The organism is Streptomyces sp. NPDC054847, assembly GCF_053610925.1.
Window position 1 is genome coordinate 1 of record NZ_JBSGZJ010000037.1, and the last position, 23,526, is coordinate 23,526.

At 70.3% G+C, this 23,526-nt stretch carries 8 protein-coding genes and 1 pseudogene; 5 read left to right on the top strand and 4 right to left on the bottom strand.

The window, feature by feature from the left end; all coding sequences use genetic code 11:
- The 4 genes and pseudogenes from ACWGH4_RS07085 to ACWGH4_RS07100 all read right to left on the bottom strand — a co-directional run.
- Positions 1–404 (bottom strand): annotated as a pseudogene (locus ACWGH4_RS07085) (hypothetical protein); the annotation flags it as partial.
- Between the two features lie 51 nt (positions 405–455).
- Positions 456–1,832 (bottom strand): maltokinase N-terminal cap-like domain-containing protein, encoded by a 1,377-nt coding sequence (locus tag ACWGH4_RS07090; RefSeq protein WP_453456704.1) that lies wholly within the window; start codon positions 1,830–1,832, stop codon positions 456–458.
- 177 nt (positions 1,833–2,009) lie between these two features.
- Complete coding sequence (treS, locus tag ACWGH4_RS07095; RefSeq protein ID WP_441266093.1) at positions 2,010–3,746, bottom strand: maltose alpha-D-glucosyltransferase; 1,737 nt, start codon at positions 3,744–3,746, stop codon at positions 2,010–2,012.
- Positions 3,743–5,740: an alpha-1,4-glucan--maltose-1-phosphate maltosyltransferase gene (locus tag ACWGH4_RS07100; RefSeq protein ID WP_453456708.1), complete on the bottom strand. Its 1,998-nt coding sequence runs from the start codon at positions 5,738–5,740 to the stop codon at positions 3,743–3,745. Before ACWGH4_RS07100 ends, treS begins: the two co-directional genes overlap by 4 nt.
- A gap of 474 nt (positions 5,741–6,214) precedes the next feature.
- Between ACWGH4_RS07100 and glgP the strand changes: the two genes are divergently transcribed.
- The 5 genes from glgP to ACWGH4_RS07125 all read left to right on the top strand — a co-directional run bounded on the left by glgP (position 6,215) and on the right by ACWGH4_RS07125 (position 23,410).
- On the top strand, positions 6,215–8,890 hold the full coding sequence (glgP, locus tag ACWGH4_RS07105) for an alpha-glucan family phosphorylase (RefSeq protein ID WP_453456710.1): 2,676 nt from the start codon (positions 6,215–6,217) through the stop codon (positions 8,888–8,890).
- 429 nt (positions 8,891–9,319) lie between these two features.
- Positions 9,320–10,888, top strand: a complete 1,569-nt coding sequence (locus ACWGH4_RS07110; protein ID WP_453456713.1) for an FG-GAP repeat domain-containing protein — start codon at positions 9,320–9,322, stop codon at positions 10,886–10,888.
- Positions 10,889–11,186: 298 nt separating this feature from the next.
- Positions 11,187–12,743, top strand: a complete 1,557-nt coding sequence (locus tag ACWGH4_RS07115; RefSeq protein WP_453456716.1) for an FG-GAP repeat domain-containing protein — start codon at positions 11,187–11,189, stop codon at positions 12,741–12,743.
- Between the two features lie 23 nt (positions 12,744–12,766).
- Entirely contained in the window at positions 12,767–16,414 is a 3,648-nt protein-coding gene (locus ACWGH4_RS07120; protein WP_453456719.1) for a LamG domain-containing protein, read from the top strand.
- A gap of 126 nt (positions 16,415–16,540) precedes the next feature.
- A complete protein-coding gene (locus ACWGH4_RS07125) occupies positions 16,541–23,410 on the top strand; it encodes an RHS repeat-associated core domain-containing protein (RefSeq protein WP_453456722.1) in 6,870 nt (2,289 codons plus the stop codon).
- Positions 23,411–23,526 lie beyond the last annotated feature (116 nt).

The window sequence follows — 23,526 nt, forward strand, 5'->3', positions numbered from 1 at the left end:
GCCCCGGCCGCCGCGTCCGGGTCCGCCGCCGCGGCGGTGTCCGCGCGTGCGGCCTTCCTCCCGCCGGAGCGAGACGGGCGCGCCCCGGCGCCCGTCGGCACGGAACCGGCGTCGGCCGTCCCCGCCGCATCGTTCCCGGTGGGCGCGGAGCCCTCCGGTGCGGGGGAGCCGGCTTCGGCCGGCTGCGCGGTCCCGGTCACGGACGGCTCGTCACCGGCGGGCGGTGTGACGGCGCCGGTCGCGGAACCAGGGGCACGGCCGGAGCCGGACCTCGTCCTCTCCGTGCCGCGCACCGCGCCCGGCTCGGCCGGCCCGGCGGGTCCGGTCTCTGCGCTGTGCGTCTCGGTCGGCTGGTGCGGGACTTCCGGTCCCGAGGGCTTGCGGGACGACGGTCGGGCGGTCACGGATTCGGCCTCCTAGGGCGGCAGATGCGTCGGTGGGGGAAGCGGTGCAGGTCAGTCGAGTGCGGCGAGGCGTTCGATCGCGGCCATCGGCACGGGCAGCCAGTCCGGCCGGTGTCTGGCCTCGTAGACGACTTCGTAGACGGCCTTGTCGGTCTCGTAGGCGCGGAGCAGTTCGGGCTCCTCGCGGGGGTCGTCGCCGCCGGCTTCGGCGTAGCCGTCGCAGTACGCCGCACGGCACCGCTCCGCCCACGCCGGGTTCCAGGGGCGGTGCGTACGGGCCGCGTAGTCGAAGGAGCGGAGCATGCCCGCAACATCGCGCACGGCGGGCTGCGGACGGCACCGTTCGGTGAGCGGCCTGGCCGGTTCGCCCTCGAAGTCGATAACGGACCAGGGGGTGTCCTTCGGGCCTCGCAGTATCTGGCCGAGATGCAGGTCCCCGTGCACCCGTTGGGCCGCCCAGGTGCGCCCGCGGCCGCCGAGCGTGGCCACCGCGTCGAAGGCGGCGCGCAGCCGCGGCACGTACGGCACCAGCGCGGGTACGGACTGCGCGGCCGTCTCCAGCCGCCGGACCATCGCCGCCGCCAGCCGCTCGGTCTGCGGGCCGCCGAGCTTGACCGTCGGCAGGGTGTCGGCGAGCGCCGTGTGCACCTCGGCGGTCACCCGGCCAAGCTCATGGGCCTCGCCCTGGAAGGAGCGGTCGGCGGCCAGTGCCTCCAGCGCGAGTACCCAGCCGTCGCGGGAGCCCGGGAGGAACGGCTGGAGAACGCCGAGGGTGAAAGGTTCCGGCGTGCTCGTCCCGTACCAGGCGACCGGTGCGGGGACGCGTCCGCAGCCGGCCCGGGCGAGGGCGAGCGGCAGTTCGAGATCGGGATTGGGCCCCGGGTGGATACGGCGGAAGAGCTTGAGGATGTACGCGTCGCCGTAGACGAGCGAGGAGTTGGACTGTTCGGCGTCCAGCGGCCGTGCGGGCAGCCGGGCCGGCAGAGCGGGCGCGCCGTCGAACCGCTCGAAGCGCAGCGGCCCGAGCAGGCCCGGTGTGCGCAGCCGTTCCAGCAGGAGCGCGGCGAGCCGCGGGTCGCGGGTCCCCTCGTACACGGTCCGCCCGGCGAGCGGTCCGTCGGTGAGATGGCCGATCAACGCGGGTGCCATCGGCGGCGGCAGGGTCTCGCGCACGCCGATGAGCAGTTGGTAGCAGTCGGCGGACGACCGCACGGGCACGTCCCGCTGCGTGACCCGCACGAGCAGGTGCAGCAGCCCGGGGCCGGGCCCGTTCAGGGGCAGCAGCTCCGTCGCGGAGACGAGTGAGAAGCCTCCGACCTCGTACCCCTTGCCCGCGAACCAGCGCTGTTCGGGCAGCCATTGGCGCAGCAGTGGGGCGAGCGAGGGAAGCAGACCGAGCGGAGTCCGGGTGGATGCAGCCTCCGACATGGGCATCGCGTCCTTTCCCCGGGTACACCACGAATGCGCAAAGTGTCCCGGATTGCAGCTGTGGCTGTCCGGCGGCGCGCGGGGATGAGGGGGGAGTGCCCGAAGCGGGGCGGTGGAAACCGCCCCGCCGGAGTAGGGGGCGCCTTTCGGACCGGTTCTGTCCCCCTCGCGGACACGTCAGGCTGTGGCGGCTGCGCTCTTCGCGTCCTTGCGGAGGCGGAACCAGTAGAAGCCGTGGCCTGCCAGGGTCAGCAGATACGGCCACTGGCCGATGGGCGGGAACCGCACCCCGCCGATGAGTTCCACCGGATGGCGTCCACTGAAGGTCCGCAGATCGAGCTCCGTCGGCTGCGCGAACCGCGAGAAGTTGTGGACGCACAGGACCAGGTCGTCTCCCCCTTCTTCCTTGGAGGGCGCCTCCCTCAAGAAGGCGAGCACGGCCGGGTTCGAGGAGGGGAGTTCCGTATACGAACCGAGCCCGAAGGCCGGATTCTGCTTACGGATCTCGATCATCCGCCGGGTCCAGTGCAGGAGCGAGGAGGGCGACGACATCGACGCCTCGACGTTGGTGACCTGGTAGCCGTAGACCGGGTCCATGATGGTCGGCAGGTAGAGCCGTCCCGGGTCGCAGGACGAGAAGCCCGCGTTGCGGTCCGGGGTCCACTGCATCGGGGTGCGCACGGCGTCCCGGTCGCCGAGCCAGATGTTGTCGCCCATCCCGATCTCGTCCCCGTAGTAGAGGATCGGTGAGCCGGGCAGCGACAGCAGCAGCGCGGTGAACAGCTCGATCTGGTTGCGGTCGTTGTCGAGCAGGGGCGCGAGCCGCCGGCGGATGCCGATGTTGGCCCGCATCCGCGGGTCCTTGGCGTACTCGGCGTACATGTAGTCGCGTTCTTCGTCCGTGACCATCTCGAGCGTGAGCTCGTCGTGGTTGCGCAGGAAGATGCCCCACTGGCAGTTCTTCGGGATGGCCGGCGTCTTGGCGAGGATTTCCGATACCGGGTAGCGGGACTCGCGCCGTACCGCCATGAAGATCCGCGGCATCACGGGGAAGTGGAACGCCATGTGGCACTCGTCGCCGCCGGCCGTGTAGTCGCCGAAGTAGTCGACGACGTCCTCCGGCCACTGGTTGGCCTCCGCCAGCAGCACCGTGTCCGGGTAGTGCGCGTCGATCTCCTTGCGCACCCGCTTGAGGAAGGAGTGGGTGCGCGGCAGGTTCTCGCAGTTGGTGCCCTCCTCCTGGTAGAGGTAGGGCACCGCGTCCAGCCGGAACCCGTCGATGCCGAGGTCGAGCCAGAACCGCAGCGCGGAGATGATCTCCTCCTGCACGGCCGGGTTCTCGTAGTTGAGGTCCGGCTGGTGGGAGAAGAAGCGGTGCCAGTAGTACTGCTTGCGCACCGGGTCGAAGGTCCAGTTCGACGACTCGGTGTCGACGAAGATGATCCGCGCGTCCTGGTACTGCTTGTCGTCGTCGGCCCAGACGTAGTAGTCGCCGTACGGGCCGTCCGGGTCGCTGCGCGACTGGAGGAACCACGGATGCTGGTCGCTGGTGTGGTTCATGACGAAGTCGATGATGACGCGCATGCCGCGCTGGTGGGCCGCGTCGACGAACTCCACGAAGTCGGCCAGGTCACCGAATTCGGGGAGCACGGAAGTGTAGTCGGCGACGTCGTAACCGCCGTCCCGCAAGGGGGACTTGAAGAACGGCGGCAGCCACAGGCAGTCCACGCCCAGCCACTGCAGATAGTCCAGTTTGGCGGTGATGCCCTTGAGGTCTCCGACGCCGTCGCCGTTGCTGTCCTGGAAGGAGCGGACCAGGACCTCGTAGAAGACGGCCCGCTTGAACCAGTCGGGGTCGCGGTCGCGTGCGGGGGTGTCCTCGAACGTGTCGTGGACGGGCTCATTCACGATCATGATGTGGGTGACCCTCCGGTCTGCTGGGACGGTCGCAGGGTGAGGACGTGCGCGGGCGCGGTACCCGGCTCGAGGCGCACATAGTTCGCCCTGCCCCAGTGATAGGTCTCGCCGGTGAGCTCGTCGCGCACCGGTACGGTCTCGTCCCCTTCGAGACCGAGTTGCGGCATGTCCAACGAGACCGTGGCCTCCTGGGTGTGGTGGGGGTCGAGGTTCGCCACGACCAGGACCACATCGGAACCGGACCGCTTCGAGTAGGCGATCATCCGGTCGTTGTCGATGTGGTGGAAGTGGATGTCACGCAGCTGCTGGAGCGCCGGGTGGCGGCGCCTGATCCGGTTGAGCGTGGTGATGAGCGGTGTGATCGTGCGGCCCTCACGCTCGGCCGTCTCCCAGTCCCGCGGGCGCAGTTGGTACTTCTCCGAATGCCGGTACTCCTCGCTGCCGACCTTGAGCGGGACGTTCTCGCAGAGCTCGTAGCCCGCGTACAGGCCCCAGGACGGCGACATCGTCGCGGCCAGCACGGCCCGCACCTCGTAGGCGGGCCGGCCGCCCTCCTGAAGGTAGGCGTGCAGGATGTCGGGGGTGTTCACGAAGAAGTTCGGCCGCATGAAGGCGGCCGATTCACCGGCCAGTTCGGTGACGTACTCGGTGAGCTCGTGCTTGGTGTTGCGCCAGGTGAAGTACGTGTACGACTGCTGGAAGCCGATCGCTCCCAGGGTGCGCATCATCGCCGGCCTGGTGAACGCCTCGGCCAGGAAGATGACGTCCGGGTCCTTGCCGTTGATCTCCCCGATCACCTTCTCCCAGAAGACGACCGGCTTGGTGTGCGGGTTGTCGACACGGAAGATCCGCACCCCGTGGTCCATCCAGAAGCGCAGTACCCGGACCGTCTCTCGGACCAGGCCCTTCATGTCCGTGTCGAACGCGATGGGGTAGATGTCCTGGTACTTCTTCGGCGGGTTCTCCGCGTACGCGATGGAGCCGTCGGCCCGGTGGTGGAACCACTCGGGATGCTCCTTGACCCAGGGGTGGTCGGGGGAGCACTGGAGGGCGAAGTCGAGTGCGACCTCCATGCGAAGGGAACGGGCGGCCGTCACGAAGTGGTCGAAGTCGGCGAGCGTGCCGAGCTCCGGGTGGATCGCGTCGTGCCCGCCGAACGCGGAGCCGATCGCCCACGGCACGCCGACGTCGTGGGGGCCGGCGGTCAGTGAGTTGTCCGGGCCCTTGCGGTGGGTGGTCCCGATGGGGTGGATCGGCGGCAGGTACACCACGTCGAAGCCCATCGCGGCGACGGCGGGCAGTCGTTCGGCGGCGGTGCGGAAGGTGCCGGAGACGGGCGGCGCGCCCTCTTCGACGACCGCGCCCTCCGAACGCGGGAACAGTTCGTACCAGGAGCCGTAGAGCGCCCGCCGGCGTTCCACCTGGAGCGGCAGCGGCGGTGAGGAGCTGACCAGCTCACGCAGCGGATGGCGGGAGAGGGCGGCCTCCGCGTCGGGCGCGAACGCGGCGGCGAGCCGGGCCGCCGCGGGCCTGGCCGTGTCGCGCAGCGCGTCGGCGACGGCGAGCACGGCCTCCCTGCCGTCCTTCTTCGGGACGCCGGCCGCGGCCCGTTCGTACAGTTCCGCTCCTTCGGCCAGGACCAGTTCGGTGTCGATCCCGGCAGGGATCTTGATGCCGGCGTGGTGGCGCCATGTGGCGACGGGATCGCTCCAGGCCTCGACGGTGTACGTCCAGTGGCCTTCCGTGGAAGGGGTGACCTCCGCTCCCCACCGGTCGGTGCCGGGGGCGAGTTCCCGCATGGGGGTGAAGGGACCGGAGCGGCCCTTCGGGTCGTGCAGCACGACGTTGGCGGCGACTGCGTCATGGCCCTCGCGGAAGACCGTGGCGGTGACCTGGAAGGTCTCACCCGCCACGGCCTTCGCGGGCCTTCTGCCGCAGTCGACGAGTGGGCGGACGTCCAGGACGGGGATGCGACCGATGAGCGAGTTCACAACATCACCTGAGGGCTGTGCGGGCAGGTCGGATCGAGCGGGATGTCTCGTTTGTGCGGGGTGGGTCTCATTTGACTGAGTTTTATTTGTATCTGTTGAAACGGTGACTGGCGGGCTGCGGGCATGTCCGCTCCTGTCCGCGTTCACTCGGGTGGACGGTAGGGAGGCCGTTCGAGGGTGCTCGCCTGCGTACCGGGTGAGCCTTCCCACGCCCTTCGGGTGGGCAATCCGGTGATGTGTTAACTACTAGGACGTACGGGGTCGCACAAGACACACGAAAAGAGACCGGCCCGTCATGTATGGGGAACCGGACTTTTCTGACGGCCGTTTACGCGCCGGATGCGCCAACGCGCCGGTGCGACACCCGTGCGCCGTGGTTACGGAGGGCGCGGACCGATACCGTCGGAAATGACGGAAAAGGACGCACCGTCCTGCGTCCGCTCGGATGTGTACCTCCCCTGCGAAGGTGAACTTGTGAAGGCCATTCGTCGATTCACCGTCCGCCCCGTCCTCCCCGAACCGCTCGGGCCGCTCAGCGATCTCGCACGCAATCTGCGCTGGTCCTGGCACACCGAGACCCGAGAGCTCTTCCGGACCGTCGATCCCGAGGGGTGGCGGGCCGTCGGCGGCGATCCCGTGCGGCTCCTCGGGAACGTGTCCGCCACCCGTATGGCCGAACTGGCCAAAGACCGGCGCTTCCTGCGCAGACTCGCCGCCGCGGCCGACGACCTGGACGACTATCTGCACGGTCGCAGGTGGTACCAGTCCAACGGCGGCGACGGCGGTCCCGACACCCCCGCGTTCCCCGCCGCCATCGCCTACTTCTCGCCCGAGTTCGGCGTCACCGCCGCCCTGCCGCAGTACTCCGGCGGCCTCGGAATCCTCGCCGGCGACCACCTCAAGGCGGCCAGCGACCTCGGTGTACCGCTGATCGGGGTCGGCCTGCTCTACCGGCACGGCTACTTCCGCCAGTCCCTGTCCCGCGATGGCTGGCAGCAGGAGCACTACCCGGTTCTCGACCCGAACGAGCTGCCGGTGAGCCTGCTGCGCGAGGTGGACGGCACCCCGGCCAGGGTGTCCCTCGCCCTCCCCGGCGGCCGGTCGTTGCACGCGCACATCTGGGTCGCACAGGTCGGCCGGGTACCGCTGCTGATGCTCGACTCCGACATCGAGGAGAACGGGCCGGGCGCCCGCGACGTCACCGACCGGCTGTACGGCGGCGGCAGCGAGCACCGGCTGCTCCAGGAGATGCTGCTGGGCATCGGCGGAGTGCGGGCGGTCCGCGCCTACTGCCGGCTCACCGACCGTCCAGCGCCCGAGGTGTTCCACACCAACGAGGGTCACGCCGGCTTCCTCGGCCTCGAACGCATCCGCGAACTGGGCGAGCCGCCCGAGCACGGCGGCAGCGGACTCGGTTTCGACGCGGCGCTGGAGGCCGTGCGGGCAGGGACCGTGTTCACCACCCACACCCCCGTGCCGGCCGGCATCGACCGTTTCGATCGCGAACTCGTCGCACGCCACTTCTCCGAGGGCGCGGAACTGCCCGGCGTGCCCGTCGACAAGGTCCTTCAGCTCGGCATGGAGACCTATCCGGGCGGCGAGCCCGGCGTCTTCAACATGGCCGTGATGGGACTGCGGCTCGCCCAGCGCGCCAACGGCGTCTCCGAACTGCACGGCGCGGTGAGCCGCAGCATGTTCGCCGGACTGTGGCCGGGATTCGACGCCGCGGAGGTGCCCATCACCTCCATCACCAACGGTGTGCACGCCCCGACCTGGGTGGCGCCGGAGGTGTTCCGCCTCGGCGCCCGGCAGATCGGCACCAGCCGTGCGGAGGACGCCCTCTCCGTGGGCGGCTCCGGGCGCTGGGACTCCGTCGGGAACATCCCTGACGCCGACATCTGGGAGCTGCGCAGGTCGCTGCGCGAACAGCTGGTCATGGAGGTGCGGGAGCGGCTGCGCGCCTCCTGGCGCCAGCGCGGCGCGGGCGCGGCCGAACTCGGCTGGATCGACGGGGTGCTGGACCCGGACGTGCTCACCATCGGCTTCGCCCGCCGGGTGCCCTCCTACAAGCGGCTCACCCTGATGCTCCGCGACCGGGAGAGGCTGACGGAGCTGCTGATGCACCCCACCCAGCCGATCCAGATCGTGGTCGCCGGCAAGGCCCATCCGGCGGACGACGGCGGCAAGCGGCTGGTGCGGGAGCTGGTGCGCTTCGCGGACGACCCGCGGGTGCGCCACCGCATCGTCTTCCTGCCCGACTACGGCATGGCGATGGCGAAGAAGCTCTACCCGGGCTGCGACGTCTGGCTCAACAACCCGCTGCGGCCCCTGGAGGCGTGCGGCACCAGCGGTATGAAGGCGGCGCTCAACGGAGCCCTCAACCTCTCCGTCCTCGACGGCTGGTGGGACGAGTGGTTCGAGCCGGACTTCGGCTGGGCGATCCCCACCGCCGACGGCGCGTCCACCGACGAGGACCGCCGCGACGAACTCGAGGCCGCGGCGCTGTACTCGCTGATCGAGGAGCGGGTCGCCCCGCGGTTCTACGACCGGGGCACCGGCGGGCTGCCCGACCGCTGGATCGAGATGGTCCGCCGCACCCTGACCACCCTCGGCCCGAAGGTGCTCGCGGGCCGCATGGTGCGCGAGTACGTGGAGCGGCTGTACGCACCGGCGGCGCGGGCGCACCGCGCCCTGGACGCCACCAGCGCACAGGATCTCGCGGCCTGGAAGGCCAGGGTGCGCTCGGCCTGGCGTCAGGTGGCCGTCGACCATGTGGAGGCCGTCGACCAGGACGCGGCCGCGGGCCAGGTGGCGTCGGCGGGTCTCGGCTCGACCCTCACCATCCGCGTCCAGGCGGCGCTCGGCGAACTCCAGCCGGACGACGTCGAGGTGCAGGTGGTCGCCGGCCGCGTCGACTCCGACGACGCCATCCGCGACGCCCAGACCTTCCCGCTGAAGCCGGCGAGCGGCCCGGACCTCGAGGGGCGCTGGGTGTACGAAGGGCCCCTCGCGCTGGACCGGACGGGCCCGTTCGGCTACACGGTCCGCATCCTGCCGGCGCACCGCCTGCTGCCGTCGGGTTCGGACGTCGGGCTCGTCGCCGTGCCGACGGAGACGGCGGGGGAGGACGCGGGCGTGCTGATGCGCTGATGTGCTGATTCGCGACGAGGCCGAGAGGCTGGGGATCTGGTACGGCCGCTCCCGTAGGGGGCGGCCGTACGCCGTTGTTCCGGTACGCGGCAGGAATCCCTTTGTGAAGGACTCGTGACGTCGCATCAAAGCCCATGTGACCAACCTGTGTTCGTGATCGATGGCTCCATGTCGGACATGTGATCTTGTGATGATCGACGTGGGCATGCCATAGTCCCGTTCCGCTTCCGTGGATCGTGGGGGCAGGGAACCGGGCGGCGAAGCGCCCGCGGGGCGGGGAGGCCCCGCGGAAACGTTTCGCCACGTTCGGACACGGTCTGCCGGAGCACTCGGGGCTTCCCCGGCCATGGGCCTGGGAGCGCCCCGACGACCGGTCAACCGAAAGGCCGTCGCCGCTCCTCGCGGAGTACGGCGCGGGGTGGGGGAAACATGCCGTACATCGGCACACGAACGACCCGTGGTGTGACGGCGCTGGCGCTCGCCTGCGCCGTCACCCTGCTCGGGCAGGGGGCGGCACCGCTGACCCAGGCGGTCGCGGCCACCGGCTGCGCCGGGGCGCAGCACGACTTCAACGGTGACGGGATCCGCGACGTCGCGATCGCCGACCCGGAGGCCACGGTCGCGGGTCAGGAGCGCGCCGGGCAGATCCACATCGTCTACGGCGGCGGCAAGGGCACGGTCGCGCTCTCGCAGGCGTCACCGAACGTCTCGGACGCGGCGGAGGCCGGTGACCAGTTCGGCTTCTCCTACGCCGTCTACGACGCCAACTCCGACGGATGCAGCGACATCGCCGTCGGTATCCCCTTCGAGGACATCAACCTGACCGACCGCACCGTCAAGGACGCGGGCCTGGTCCACCTGATCTACGGCTCACCGGCCGGCATGGCAGGGAACGGGCTAGGCACCATCGGCTTCCGCCAGGGCAGCGACGGCAAACTCGCCGGAGGCTACGAGGCCGAGGACTGGGTCGGATACGCCGTCGCCGCCGGCAGGTCGGCCACCAACATCCCCTTCCTCGTGATCGGAGCGCCCGGCGAGGACGGCGCCGAGGGCACGGACATGGGGATGTTCCACTACGTCTACGGCACCGCCTACAACGTCGCGCACGTGGCCCAGGACAGCACCGGCGTCTGGGAGGACCCCGAGCCCAACGACCGCTTCGGCGCGTCGATCGCCGCCACCGACCGCCACTTCGTCGTCGGCGCACCCGGCGAGTCCATCGCCACCACCTCCGCGAACGTCGAGTTCGCGGGCGCCGTGACCGCCTTCCGGCCCTCGATCAACACCAACGGCATCCCCGCCCCGCTGTTCGGCATGGGCCAGGGCCGCAGCGGCAGCGGTGACACCACCGCACAGGCCGGCGACCAGTACGGCACGTCCCTGGCGATGGCGCCCTACCGTCCGTCCGGCGCCACTTCGAACTCCGATTCACTCCTCGCGGTCGGCGTCCCCGGCGAGGACCTGGCGACCACCGTCGACGCCGGCGCCGTGCACACGTACCACCTCAAGGCGGACGGGACCGTACAGCCGATCACCTGGATCGACCAGAACCAGCCCGACACGGAGGGCGAGGCGGAGGCCGGCGACTTCTTCGGCCAGCGCCTCGCCGTCGTCAACACCGCCCCGACCGCCACCGGCACCGCGGCCACGATGCGCCTCGCCGTGGGTGTGCCCGGGGAGGAGTCCTCCGAGGCGTACCCGGAGGAGGGCGGCGTGCAGATCCTGCCGCTGCTCGGCGCGCCCGGCGCCGGCGACAGCTGGATCTCGCCCGGCAACGGCATCCCCGCCGCCCGCGCGCCCCGCATGCTCACGGGCATGGGCCTCGGCACGAGTCCCGGCTCGCTCTACGTGGGTGTCCCGTACGGTCCCGTCGCCGGCCGGGCCGTCCACGCCTTCCCCTGGAACACGCCGGGCGGCGGTGCCCCCACGGAGAGCTGGCGGCCCGGCCTGGGCGGTATCCCGGTCGACGGCGTCGCGTTCGGCGCGTTCCTGAGCTGACGGCAGGAGGCCGGTCCGCGCCGTGGCCGAGGGGCCACGGCGCCGGTGGGCCGTGCCGTGCCGGTGGGCCCGTGCGCCCCGGGCCGACGAGCTGTCTTGGTGGCGGAGTTCCCCACAGGTCTGCGTCCGGCGTGCCCCCGGGGACACGTATGCCCGTCCGCGGAAGCCGCCGGGCCCCACCGCGAACGGCTCCGCCCCCGGACCCACGGCCCCCTCGACACACGTGGGCGCCGCACGGCGCCGACGCCGAGAACCTCCGGCGCAAGCAGCCGGGCAGCAAAGGGGAGGAACCAACGCAGTGACCAGTCCTACGCGTCGGCCACGACGCACCACGCGACGACGGACGGCGCTCGCCGCCGGCGCGCTCGTCCTGACCGCCTCGGCCCTGGGCGCCGGGCCGGTGACGCCCGCCGCGGCCGTCGCCGCCGCCTGCTCCGGCGTGGAGTCGGACTTCAACGGCGACGGCATCCGGGACACGGCGATCGCCGACCCGGAGGCGACCGTCAACGGCAAGACCCGGGCGGGCCTCGTACACATCGTCTACGGCGGCGGCAAGGGCACCTTGCAGCTGTCCCAGGAGACCACCGGAGTACCCGGCGGGGCCGAGAACGAGGACCAGTACGGGTTCGCCCTCGCGGTCTACGACGCCGACGCCGACGGGTGCAGCGACCTCGCCGTCGGTATCCCGTACGAAGACCTGGAGACCCCCGACGCGGGGCTCGTGCAGATCATCTACGGCTCGGCGACGGGTCTCCTCGGCGGCAGGGCCGTCAGAGAACACAAGCAGGGTGCCACCCATTCGCTGGGCGGCGGCGACGAAGCCGGTGACTGGACCGGGTACGCCCTGGCCGCCGGCAAGGCCGCCGGCGGTTCCTCGTACCTCCTGATCGGTGCTCCCGGTGAGGACATCGGCACGGTCCCGGACACCGGGGCGTTCTTCTACGTCTCCGCCGACGCCACCACCGCCCACGGCAACCACCAGGACACCGAGACGGCGGGAGCCGTGCCCGGAGTGGCCGAGACCGACGACCGGTTCGGCTCGACGCTCGTGGCCACACCCACCCACTTCGCCGTCGGGACCCCCGGCGAGGCGCTCGGCACCACCACCTTCGCGGGCGGTGTCGCCGTGTTCAGCCACAACCTGGTTTCCGGGTACCCCAAGCCGCTCGTCGGCCTCGGGCAGGACCAGGACGCGATCGCCGGCAACGAGGAGGTGGGCGACGGCTTCGGGACCGCCCTCGCGATGGTTCCGTACCGCCCCTCCGGGGCCACCTCCACCACCGAGTCGCTGCTCGCCGTGGGCGTGCCCGGCGAGGACCTCAAGAGCGTGGTCGACGCGGGCGCCGTCCAGATCTTCAGGATCACGGCGAGCGGCAGCTTCACCGAGACCCAGTGGATCGAGCAGGACACCGCCGACGTCGAGCAGGCGAGCGAAGCCGGCGACTTCTTCGGCCAGCGCCTAGCGGCCGTCAACACCGCGCCCAGCAGCACCAGTTCCGGCACCAACACCCGGCTCGCCATCGGCGTCCCCGGTGAGGAGTCGGCCGAGGAGCACCTGGAGAAGGGCGGCGTCCACATCGTCCCCATGGTCGGCGCGCCCGGAGCGTCCGACGCGTGGATCGACCCGGGCTCGGGCATCCCCGGTGCGCCTGCCTCCACACAGCTCGCCGGCCTGAGCCTGGCCGCGAGCCCCGGCGGGCTCTACGTCGGCATGCCCTACGGGCCGGCGGCCGACCACGGCGTGCACCTCTTCCCGTGGGGCACGGCCGGCGGCGGCGCCCCCACGAAGACCTTCAAGCCCGGCTGGGACGGAATTCCCGCCGGCGACACCGCATTCGGTGCGGCGGTCCGCTGATGAACGACAGGGAGAACGGACACGTGTCCAGACGTATACGACGCGGCCTCGTGCTGCGCGGCGCGATCGCCGCGGTGGCGGCCGGCGCCGTACTGACCGGCGGCTTCAACGCGCTGCCGGACGCCTCGGACGGCAGCGACGCCGCACCCGAGCAGGCCGCGGTCGGCACCGGCACGCCCGTGCAGACGGAGGCCGAGGCCCTCGCGGTCGCCAAGAAGAGCGGCAAGAAGATCGAGATCCTCGGCATGCGCACGGCACGCCGGGAGATCTACGCCGAGCCCAACGGCACCTTCACCGCCCGCGAGTACACCGACCCGGTCCGCACCTTCCAGGGCGGCTCATGGGTCGACATCGACAGGACCCTGGTGCGCGGCGCCGACGGCAGCGTGGCGCCGAAGGCGGCCGCGGTCGGCCTGTCGTTCTCCGACGGCACGGCGGGCAAACCCTTCGTCACCATGAAGCAGGCGGGCCGCGGACTGTCGCTGACCTGGCCGCACGGGAAGCTTCCCGCGCCGGTCCTCGACGGTGACACCGCCACCTACAAGGACGCCCTGCCCGGCGTCGACCTCGCGGTGCGCGCCGAGGCGGACGGCTTCGGCCACCTCCTCGTCGTCAAGACCCCGCAGGCCGCCGCCGATCCGCGCCTCGCCAGGCTCGACCTCGGCCTGAAGACCGACGGTCTCACGGTGAAGGAGGACGCCACCGGCGCCCTCAAGGCCGAGGACGCCGCCGTCGGCGGCACCGTCTTCGAGGCCGGCAAGCCGGTGATGTGGGACTCGGCCGCCGTCAAGGAGGCAGCCGCCAGGAAGCAGGGCCCGAAGGCGGTCTACAAGGCGGTCGCCGCCGCGTCCGCGGACGCGGCCCCGGCCCCGTCCGTCGCACCCGAGGCCGCGCTCGCCGGCCCCGGCGGCGGCGGGAAGACCTCACCGCTCGGCCTCGAGGTCGGCAAGGGCAAGCTGTCCCTGGTGCCCGACCAGAAGCTGCTCAAGGGCAAGGACACCGTCTTCCCGGTCGTCATCGACCCGATCCAGCGCACCACTTCACGCACCGCGTGGACCGGCGTGATGTCGGGCATGCCGAGCGAGCAGGACTGGAAGTACTCCGGCAGCGCCGGTGTGGGCAAGTGCCCCACCGACTACAGCCCGGTGTCCTGCAACGGGGTGGGTGTGCGGCGGCTGCTGTTCACCATGCCGATGTCGTTCTACAAGGGCAAGCAGATCCTCGGCGCCACGTTCTCCGCCCGCGTCGAGCACATCTACAGCGCCTCGCCGACCGCGGAGCCGATCCGGCTCTACCGCATCGGCGGCAAGAACTACAGCATCACGTCGTCCTCCAGCTGGTCCAACACCTCTGACGACTGGCTGGACCACATCGGCACGGTCGACAAGGCCATCTCGCCGACCAGCTGCTCGAGCCAGGCCAACCTGCACTTCGAGGCCGGCCCCACCGGTGAGCTGACCAGCGAGGTGAAGACCGCCGCGGCCGAGGGCTGGTCCTCGATGACGCTCGGTCTGCGAGCCGCCGACGAGACCCGGCTGCCCGAGTGGAAGCGGATCTGCGGCAACGCGTACCTCTCCATCAGCTACAACAACCTGCCGCGGAAGATCACCACGCTGTCGCAGGACCCCGGCGGTGTCTGCACCTCCGGCGCGGGCCGTCCTTACGCCGAGAAGCCCCCGCAACTCCAGGCCATCGCCAGCGACCCCGACCACACGAGCGGCAGCACCGACAAGGTGAAGGTCGAGTTCAAGGTCGACTGGACCGACCCGGTCACCAACGTGGCCAAGAGCTACACGTACCTCACGCCCTCCTGGCTGGCACCGACCTCCGGCACCAAGTTCACGCACACCGTGCGGTCGGAGATTCCGCAGAACACCGTCATCTACTGGAGCGCACGCGCCACCGACGGCGACGGATACGGTCCGTGGAGCTACGACGGGGACACGGTGCGCTGCGAGTTCATCTACGACGCCTCGCTGCCGGGCAAGCCGAACGTGCTGTCCAAGCAGTACCCGTCCGACAGCGTCTACCACGACGGCGTCGGCACCTACGGCTCGTTCACCTTCTCGCCCAACCCGAACGACAGCGTCCCGGACACCGATGTCGTCAAGTACCGCTACGCGTTCGACAGCACGGCCACGCCGACGACCACGATCAACGCCACCTCGGCCGGCGGCCCCGCGACGGTGAGCTGGATGCCGACCCGTGCCGGACGCCACTGGGTCGACGTCATCGCCGTCGACAAGGCGGAGAACCCGAGCACCAAGGCGCACTACGAGTTCCTCGTCACCGAGGGCACGCCCGTCGCCGCCCAGTGGAACCTCGCCGACGCGCCGACCAGTACAGAGGCGCACGACGAGACCGGAGCCTTCTCGGCGACCACCGGCACCGGTGTCACCTTCGGAGTGGAGGGCCCCGGCGGCAAGGCCGACGCCGCCGCCCGCTTCGACGGCACCTCCGCCGCGTACGCCGACGTCAACGAGACGGTCCTCGACTCCTCGAAGAGCTTCAGCGTCAGCGCCTGGGTCCGCCCGAAGGGCACGCCCACCCGTGACATGGCCGTCGTCAGCCAGGACGGCACCGGCGAACCGGGCTTCACGCTCGGCTACGACCAGACGGCCGGCACCTGGGCGTTCTCCGTCCCGGTGACCGACGTGGACACGCTCGGCGAGTGGAAGGCCGTCGCCACGGGCGTCAGCGTCGTCCCCGACCAGTGGGTCCTGCTGACCGGCGTCTACGACGCCACCAAGTCCGAACTGCGGCTCTACGTCAACAAGGACTCGAAGGGCACCGCCTCCCGCCGCTCGGTGTGGCGCTCCTACGGCCCGCTGCAGCTCGGCCGCACCACGGCCAAGAGCGGCTACCGGGACAACTTCGACGGTGACCTCGCCGAGGTACGCGTCTTCGACCGCGTCCTGCCCGCCGCGCAGGTGGCGGAGATGATGACGGTCAAGCCCGAGCGGAAGAACTACTGGCAGCTCGACGCGGCGACCTCGGGCTCGTCCCCGGACACGGGGGCGGGGCAGGCGCTGACGCTGGCGGGCAACGCCCACATCCACCTGGCGCCCACCGACCCCTTCTCGGCGGACCCCTTCCCGATGGTCGGCAACGGGCACATGGTCCTGGACGGTGCCGGGGACTATGCGACGACGGCGACCGCCCCGGTCACCGGTGCCGCGAGCTTCACGGTCACGGCGCGCGCCCAGCTCACCACGCTCGACCCGGAGAAGGCCCAGACCGTGCTCTCGCTGCCCGGCGCGGCGGCCAACCGTCTCGCCGTCCGCTACCGGCCCGGTCCGGACGCTGAGACACCGTCCATGTGGGAGCTCGCGGTCGCCGAATCCGACTCGGCCACCGCGACGGTGAAGTCGTTCACCGACGACCAGGAACTGCCCGACACCGATCCGGCGGGTCAGCACCTCGCGGTCGTCTATGACGCGTTCGCCAACGAGATCCGGCTGTACGTGAACGGCATGCTCGCCGACATCGCGCACGGCACCGACGACACCCTGTGGGCCGCCACCGGCGCCCTCCAGGTGGGCCGTTCGGCACTCGGCGGCGGCAGCGAGCACTTCGCGGGCGCGATCGACGAGGTCCGTGTCTACAGCGGAGCCGCGGACAAGAGCGCCATCCAGCAGATGTCCAACCCGATGGCGCTGCCGGACATGTGATCCCGGTGGGCGGGGGTGCCGCACTGCCTGCACCCCCGCCCGTCGGCCGTCCCATCCCTTATCTACGTGTGGAGACACGAGATGCCATTTCGTGGCCGGTTGCTGAACCGGCGCATACCAGGGCGGTTGCTCGCAGCCACCGCTCTCGGGGTGACCATCGCCCTGACCGGCACCACGGTCGAGGCCGTGCCGCTCGAGGAACCGGGCCGCGGCCGGCCCGGCGTCCAGGACATCGACCCGCTCAAGGGCAGGGACGCCAAGGCGAAGCCCCGGCCGGGAAACCCGGCGAAGAAGGCCGCCGTCACCCGCCTCGACAAGGCCACGTGGCCGAAGGGCGGCAGCGGCGAGGTCGCCGTGACCGCGAGCGGCGCGCAGGCTGTCACGGTCGGCGGGCTGCCGGTGGCGGTCGCCGCCGTGCAGCCGAAGGCGAAGACGGGGCGCGCGGCGGCCTCGGGCGTGACGTCCGGGCCCGGCCGGGTCAAGGTCGACGTCCTGCCGGCGAAGCGGGCCGCCGACCTCGGAGCCGGTGCGGTACTGCGGGTCCAGCGCGCGGACGACGCCACGACCGGCGCCAAGGTCCGCCTGTCCGTGGACTACTCGGCGTTCGACGAGGCGTACGGAGGCTCCTACGGAGCCCGGCTGCGCCTCGTGCAGCTTCCCGCCTGCGCCGCGGTCGCCGAACCGGGCAGCAAGGCGTGCCCCGAGCTCGCCACGCCGCTGCCCACGGTGAACGACCCGGTGCGCAACACCGCCTCGGCGGAGATCACGGCCCCGGCCGCCGAGCCGGCCGGCACCTCCACGATGGCGGTGCAGGGCGCGTCCCTCGTGGCACTGGCCGCGGGGACCTCCTCCTCCCAGGGGACCTACGGAGCGACTTCCCTCTCGCCGTCGGCGAGCTGGAGCGTCGCGCGCTCCACCGGTGGCTTCTCCTGGTCCTACCCCATGCGCACGGTGCCGGTGGCCGGAGGGCTCGCACCGTCCGTGGGGCTCTCGTACCAGTCCCAGTCCACCGACGGGCGCACGTCCGCCACCAACAACCAGGGCTCCTGGATCGGTGAGGGCTTCAGCTACGAGTCCGGGTACATCGAGCGTCAGTACAAGCCGTGCACCGAGGACGGCCACGACGGCTCGGCCGAGCAGTGCTGGGCGTTCGACAACGCCACCATCATGCTCAACGGCAGCGCGTCCCAGATCATCAAGGACGACGCGACCGGCCAGTGGCGACTGTCGAACTCCGACGGCTCCAAGGTGGAGAAGCTGACCGGAGCCACCAACGGCGACAACGACGGTGAGCACTGGCGGATCACCACCCCGGACAGCAAGGAGTACTACTTCGGCCTGAACCGGCTTCCGGGCTGGGCGGCCGGCAACGAAGAGACATCGTCCGTGTGGACGCTGCCCGTCTTCGGCGACGACTCCGGGGAACCCTGCTACAACGCGACGTTCACCAGCGCCCACTGCAAGCAGGCCTGGCGCTGGAACCTCGACTACGTCAAGGACCCGCACGACAACGTCGTCTCCCACTACTACGCCAAGGAGGTCAACCACTACGCCCTGAACGGCAAGACCGACGTCAACGGCACGGCGTACGACCGCGGCGGGTACCTGAAGCGGATCGACTACGGTCAGCGCGACGGGCAGGCCTACGCGGCCAAGGCACCGGCGCGCGTCGTCTTCGACGTTACCGAGCGCTGTCTGCCGGACACCTCCTTCGACTGTGCCGAGAGCAAGCGGACATCGGCCAATGCCGCACGCTGGCCGGACGTGCCGATCGACCGGGAGTGCAAGGCGTCGGTCAAGTGCGGCTCCGACCAGGTCTCGCCGACGTTCTTCACCACGAAGCGGCTCAAGGCCGTCGTCACCCAGATGCGCAAGGACGCGACGGCCTACCAGGACGTCGACGCCTGGCTGTTCACGCACCTGTTCCTGGACAACGGTGACGACTCGAAGACGCTGTGGCTGTCCCAGATCGACCACGAGGGCCGGGTCGGAGCCGTGGCCAAGGTGCCCTCGCTGGAACTCTTCGGCGAGCAGCTGGACAACCGGGTCGACGCGATCGGCGACAACATCGCACCGTTCAAGCGCTACCGTCTGGCGACGGTGATCAGCGAGACCGGCGCCCAGCTGGACATCAACTTCGCCCCCGCCGAATGCACCGTGCCCACCCTGCCGCAGCCGGGCGGGTCGACCAAGCGCTGCTATCCCGTCAAGTGGGCGGCGCCCGGGCACATCGAGCCGATCGACGACTGGTTCCACAAGTACGTGGTGGCCGAGATCGTGGAGACGGACCGCACCGGCGGCGGCGACCGGATGGTCACCCGCTACGACTACAACGGCCCCGCGGGCTGGCGGCACTCGAAGGCGGACGGCATCACCCCCGAGAAGTTCCTCACCTGGGGTGAGTGGCAGGGGTACGGCAAGGTCACCGTCACCAGCGGCTCCGAGGACGTGCAGCGCAGCCGCGTCGACTACACCTATTTCCAGGGCCTCAACGGTGACAAGAAGGCCGGCGGCGGCACGGTCGCCGCCACGGTCACCGACTCCACCGGAACCGTTCACACGGACGACGAGGACTTCACCGGCTTCGAGCTCGAGACCCAGGCGTTCAGCGAGGGTGCGGTCGCCACCAAGGTGATCAAGAAGCCGTGGAAGCACCACAGCGCCATCCAGACCAAGAGCTGGGGCACCCTGCGGGCGACGGTCGTCAAGCCTTCCGTCACGCGGGGCTTCACCGCCCTCAAGGCCGGCGGCTGGCGCGAGTCGCGCTCCGAGAGCACGTACGACACGGCGACCGGCACGGGCCGTGTCACACAGGTGAACGACTTCGGCCGGGTCGTCCCGGAGGGGGCCACCCAGGCGGAGAAGGACGCCGCCGCGAAGGACGACACCTGTACCCGTACCTGGTACGCGGACAACACCGGCGCGGGTCAGAACTTCCTCGACCGCGTCAAGCGGGTGGAGGAGGTGTCCGTCGCCTGCTCGGTCACACCCGACCGTAAGACCCAGGTGCTCTCCGACGTCCGCAGCTACTACGACAACCTGGCCCACGGCGCTGCCCCGACGCGGGGACTCGAGACGTCCGCCGAGCGTCTGGCGTCGCACGACGGCACCACGGCGACCTACCAGGAGACCTTCAAGAACGGCTACGACACCTACGGACGCCCGACGTCCGCCACCACCCCCGGCTCGGGGCGCACCACGACCAGCTACACGATGGTCAACGGCCTGACGACGCAGATCAAGGCGACCAACAGCCTCGGCCACGCCACCCTGACGGACTACGAGCCGGCCTGGGGGCAGTCGAAGGGCCAGCAGGACCCCAACGGCAAGCGCACCGACATGACGTTCGACGGCCTCGGACGCATCTCGGGTGTCTGGTTGCAGGACCGTAAGAAGGCGGAGAACCAGACCCCCAACACCAAGTACAGCTATCTGGTCCGCAAGGACGCACCCCTGGCCGTCAAGACGGAGATCGTCGAGGAGGGCGGCTCGTACTCCACCGAGTACAGCCTCTACGACAGCCTTCTGAGGGCGCGCCAGCGCCAGGCGCAGGGGCCGAACGGCACACGCCTGGTGGCCGACACCTTCTACGACAGCCGCGGCAAGCTCAAGCTCGCCTACGACACCTACAACGCCGCCGGAGCGCCGTCCGACCAGCTGCTGATCGTGCGGAACGGCGAGGTCGAGTCGCAGACGCGCCAGGAATACGACGACATGGGGCGTCTGACCGCGACCGTCTTCGCGGTGTCCGGTGTCGAGCAGTGGCGTACGACCACCGTGCACGAAGGCGACCGCACCCACGTCGTCCCGCCGCAGGGCGGTGTGCCCACCACCTCGCTGACCGACGCGTCCGGCCAGGTGACGGAGGTGCGTCAGTACCAGAGCGGCAGCCCGCTGTCCTCCGGTCCCTCGTCGTACACCGCGACGAAGTACACCTACACGCCCTCGGGGCAGCTCGAGACGGTGACCGACGCCCAGCAGAACGTCTGGTCCTTCGACTACGACCAGCGCGGCCGCCAGGTGAAGAGCGTCGACCCCGACGCGGGAACCAAGATCACCGGATACGACGACGCGGACCGGGTCGTGTCCGTCACGCACGAGGGTCGCAACACCACCGTGACGACGGCCTACGACGGTCTCGGCAGGGTCCTGGCCACCTACGACGGTCCGGTCTCCGGGGGCAAGAAGCTCACGGAGAACCGCTACGACCGCGTCGGCGCGCTCGGCAAGCAGTACGCGTCGCTGCGGTACACCAGCGCCACCGAATACTTCGGGACGGCCGTCCAGGCATTCGACGATCAGTACCGGCCCTTGAAGACGGCGCACGTCGTGCCGGCCTCCGAGGGAGCCCTGGCGGGCACCTATCTGTTCACCAACACCTACAACAGGGACGGCACCGTCCAGACGGCGGGCCTTCCCGCGGCCGGCGGCCTCCAGGCCGAGGTGCTCACCTACGGGTACGACGAACTTCAGCGTCCCGTGACCATGCAGGGCCTGTCCACGTACATCACGGGCACCGTGTGGTCGCCGACCACCGATCTGCTGCAGCTGGAGCAGAACACCGGCGGCAAGAAGGTCTGGCAGACCTTCGACTACGAGCGCGGCACCAAGCGCGTCACCCGTGCCGTGGTCGACGTCGCGGGCTCGACCGGCGGACCGGTCAAGGAGACCGGGTACAGCTACGACAAGTCCGGCAACGTCCTCGCCATCTCCGACATCGGCGCGGGGGCGCCCACGCCCGACGTCCAGTGTTTCCAGTACGACCAGAACCGGCGTCTGTCGGAGGCGTGGACCCCTGCCGCGAACACCGAGGCGGCGACGGGTTCGGGCACGGTCGGCACGATCGCGCCCGTCGACGGGACCGCGCCCGCCGCGTGTTCCGCGGCGCCCGGCAGCCAGGCCCTCGGAGGCCCGGCCGCCTACTGGACGTCGTACCGGAGCGACGAGGTCGGCAACCGCACCCAGGACGTGTCGCACGACATCGGCCTGGACGCGACCAAGGACGTCACCCGGACCTTCACCTACGGTGAGGGGCCGGCCGGACCGCACGCGGTGACCAAGGTCGTCGAGCAGACTCCGACGGGGAACCGTCAGTCCTCGTACGGCTACGACGCCGCGGGCAACATGGAGACCCGGACCATCGGCGGCAACACCGAGACGCTCTCCTGGGACGTCGGCGGCAAGCTGTCCAAGGTCGCGCACCCCGACGACGTCACGACTCCGCAGAACGAGGCCTCGGAAACCACCTTCGTCTACGGCCCCAACGGTGACCGCCTCAAGCGCAAGGACGCGGACGGCACCACGGTCTACCTGCCGGGCATGGAGCTGCGCCTCAAGCCCGGGGCCACGAAGGCCGAAGCCACCCGCACCTACTCGCACGCGGGCCAGGACGTCGCCGTACGGACCGACGACAACATGGTCACCTTCCTGTCCGCCGACCACCACAACACCGGTGACCTCTCCGTCCACGCGACCACCGGCGCCGTGACGCAGAGGCGTTTCGACCCGTACGGCAACGCACGCGGTGCGGAGCCCGGTTCGTGGCCCACCGAGAAGGGCTTCGTCGGAGGCACGCTCGACAGGAGCACCGGGCTCACACATCTGGGCGCACGTGAATACGACGCGTCCCTGGGCAAGTTCATCTCCGTCGATCCGCTGATCGACTTCGGCAACGCGCAGCAGATGAACGGCTACGCGTACGCCAACAACTCTCCCGTCACGTTCTCCGACCCGACGGGTGCGATTCCCGCGGAGTGCTGGGAAGGGCTCATCACCTGCCGTATGGGCCCGAACGGCTGGGAGTTCGGCGACCCGAAGCCGAAGCCGTCCAAGGAGGAGCAGGAAGTCGCGGCGGCGGAGTCGAACCACCGCGTCGCCGAGTACGCCGTCTCGCAGGTGACCGAGAAGATCATCGAAGAGGTCAAGGACATCGTCGGGGTCAGCGCGCTGCAGGACTGCGCCTCGAACCCCGCGATCGGCACCTGCTTGAAGGCCGCCGCGGAAGTGGCGTCCCTCCTGGTCGGATCGGCGCTGAAGGTGCTGATCAAGGGCAAGAAGGTCTACAAGGCCCTCACGCTGATCGACGATCTCTACGACTCGATCAGCAATCTGCGCAAGGCGGAGAAGCGGGTCGACAACGCCAAGGACGCCCTGGAGAAGTCCAAGAAGGCGAAAGCCAAGGCGGACAAGAAGAAACGGGACAAGGACTCATGTGAGAACCACAGCTTCCTGCCCGCCGCGAAGGTGTTGATGGCCGACGGGTCGTCCAAACAGATCAAGGACGTCGTACTCGGTGACAAGGTCACCGTGACGGACCCCGGCACGGGCGACAACTCGGCCCGCGAAGTCGTCCGGACCATCGTCACGGAGGACGACAAGCACTTCGTGGAGCTGAAGGTCGCCACCCCCGACGGCGCCTCCCGGCTCACCACGACGGTCACCCACCCGTTCTGGGTGGCGTCGGAGCAGAAGTGGATCGAGGCGGGCGACCTGCGGCCCGGAATGGAGTTGCTCACCCCGGAGGGCGAGCGGATCCAGCTCACCGGACAGCACTTCTTCGACCAGCGCCAGCGCACGCACGACCTCACCATCGCCGGCGTCCACGCCTACTATGTGGCGGCCGGGACGACTCCCGTGCTCGTCCACAACTGCGACGACATCGCCCTGGGCAAGCAGGAGGTCGACGGCGACGACATGGCCCTGGACATCTTCGCCATGGAGCGCGGGGCCACCACCTACAAGGAGTGGGACGACAGCTCCTGGTGGTACGAGCACGTCAACAACTTCCTCAAGGACGGGAAGACCCGCATCCACGTCAACCTCGACGGCATCGACGACCCCGTGGCCTATGCCAAGCTGGGCAGTTCGCTCAAGCCGGCCCCGGAGATGCAGGGAGCGACGCGCTGGGAGATGTACCGGCTGAGCCAGTCCTCGGGTGCCTGGAACCGGGTCACCTGGTACCGCAACGGGAGAAAGGTGGCGAATCCCTTTGAATGACGGCCCGAACGCCGGGGGGCAGGTCCTCTGGTCGAGTCCGCTCAGGTTCCGCCTGTGGATCTACGGGGTGGGGCACTCGCAGCTCCTCATCCGTACCCCCGGGGGACAGGGACAGG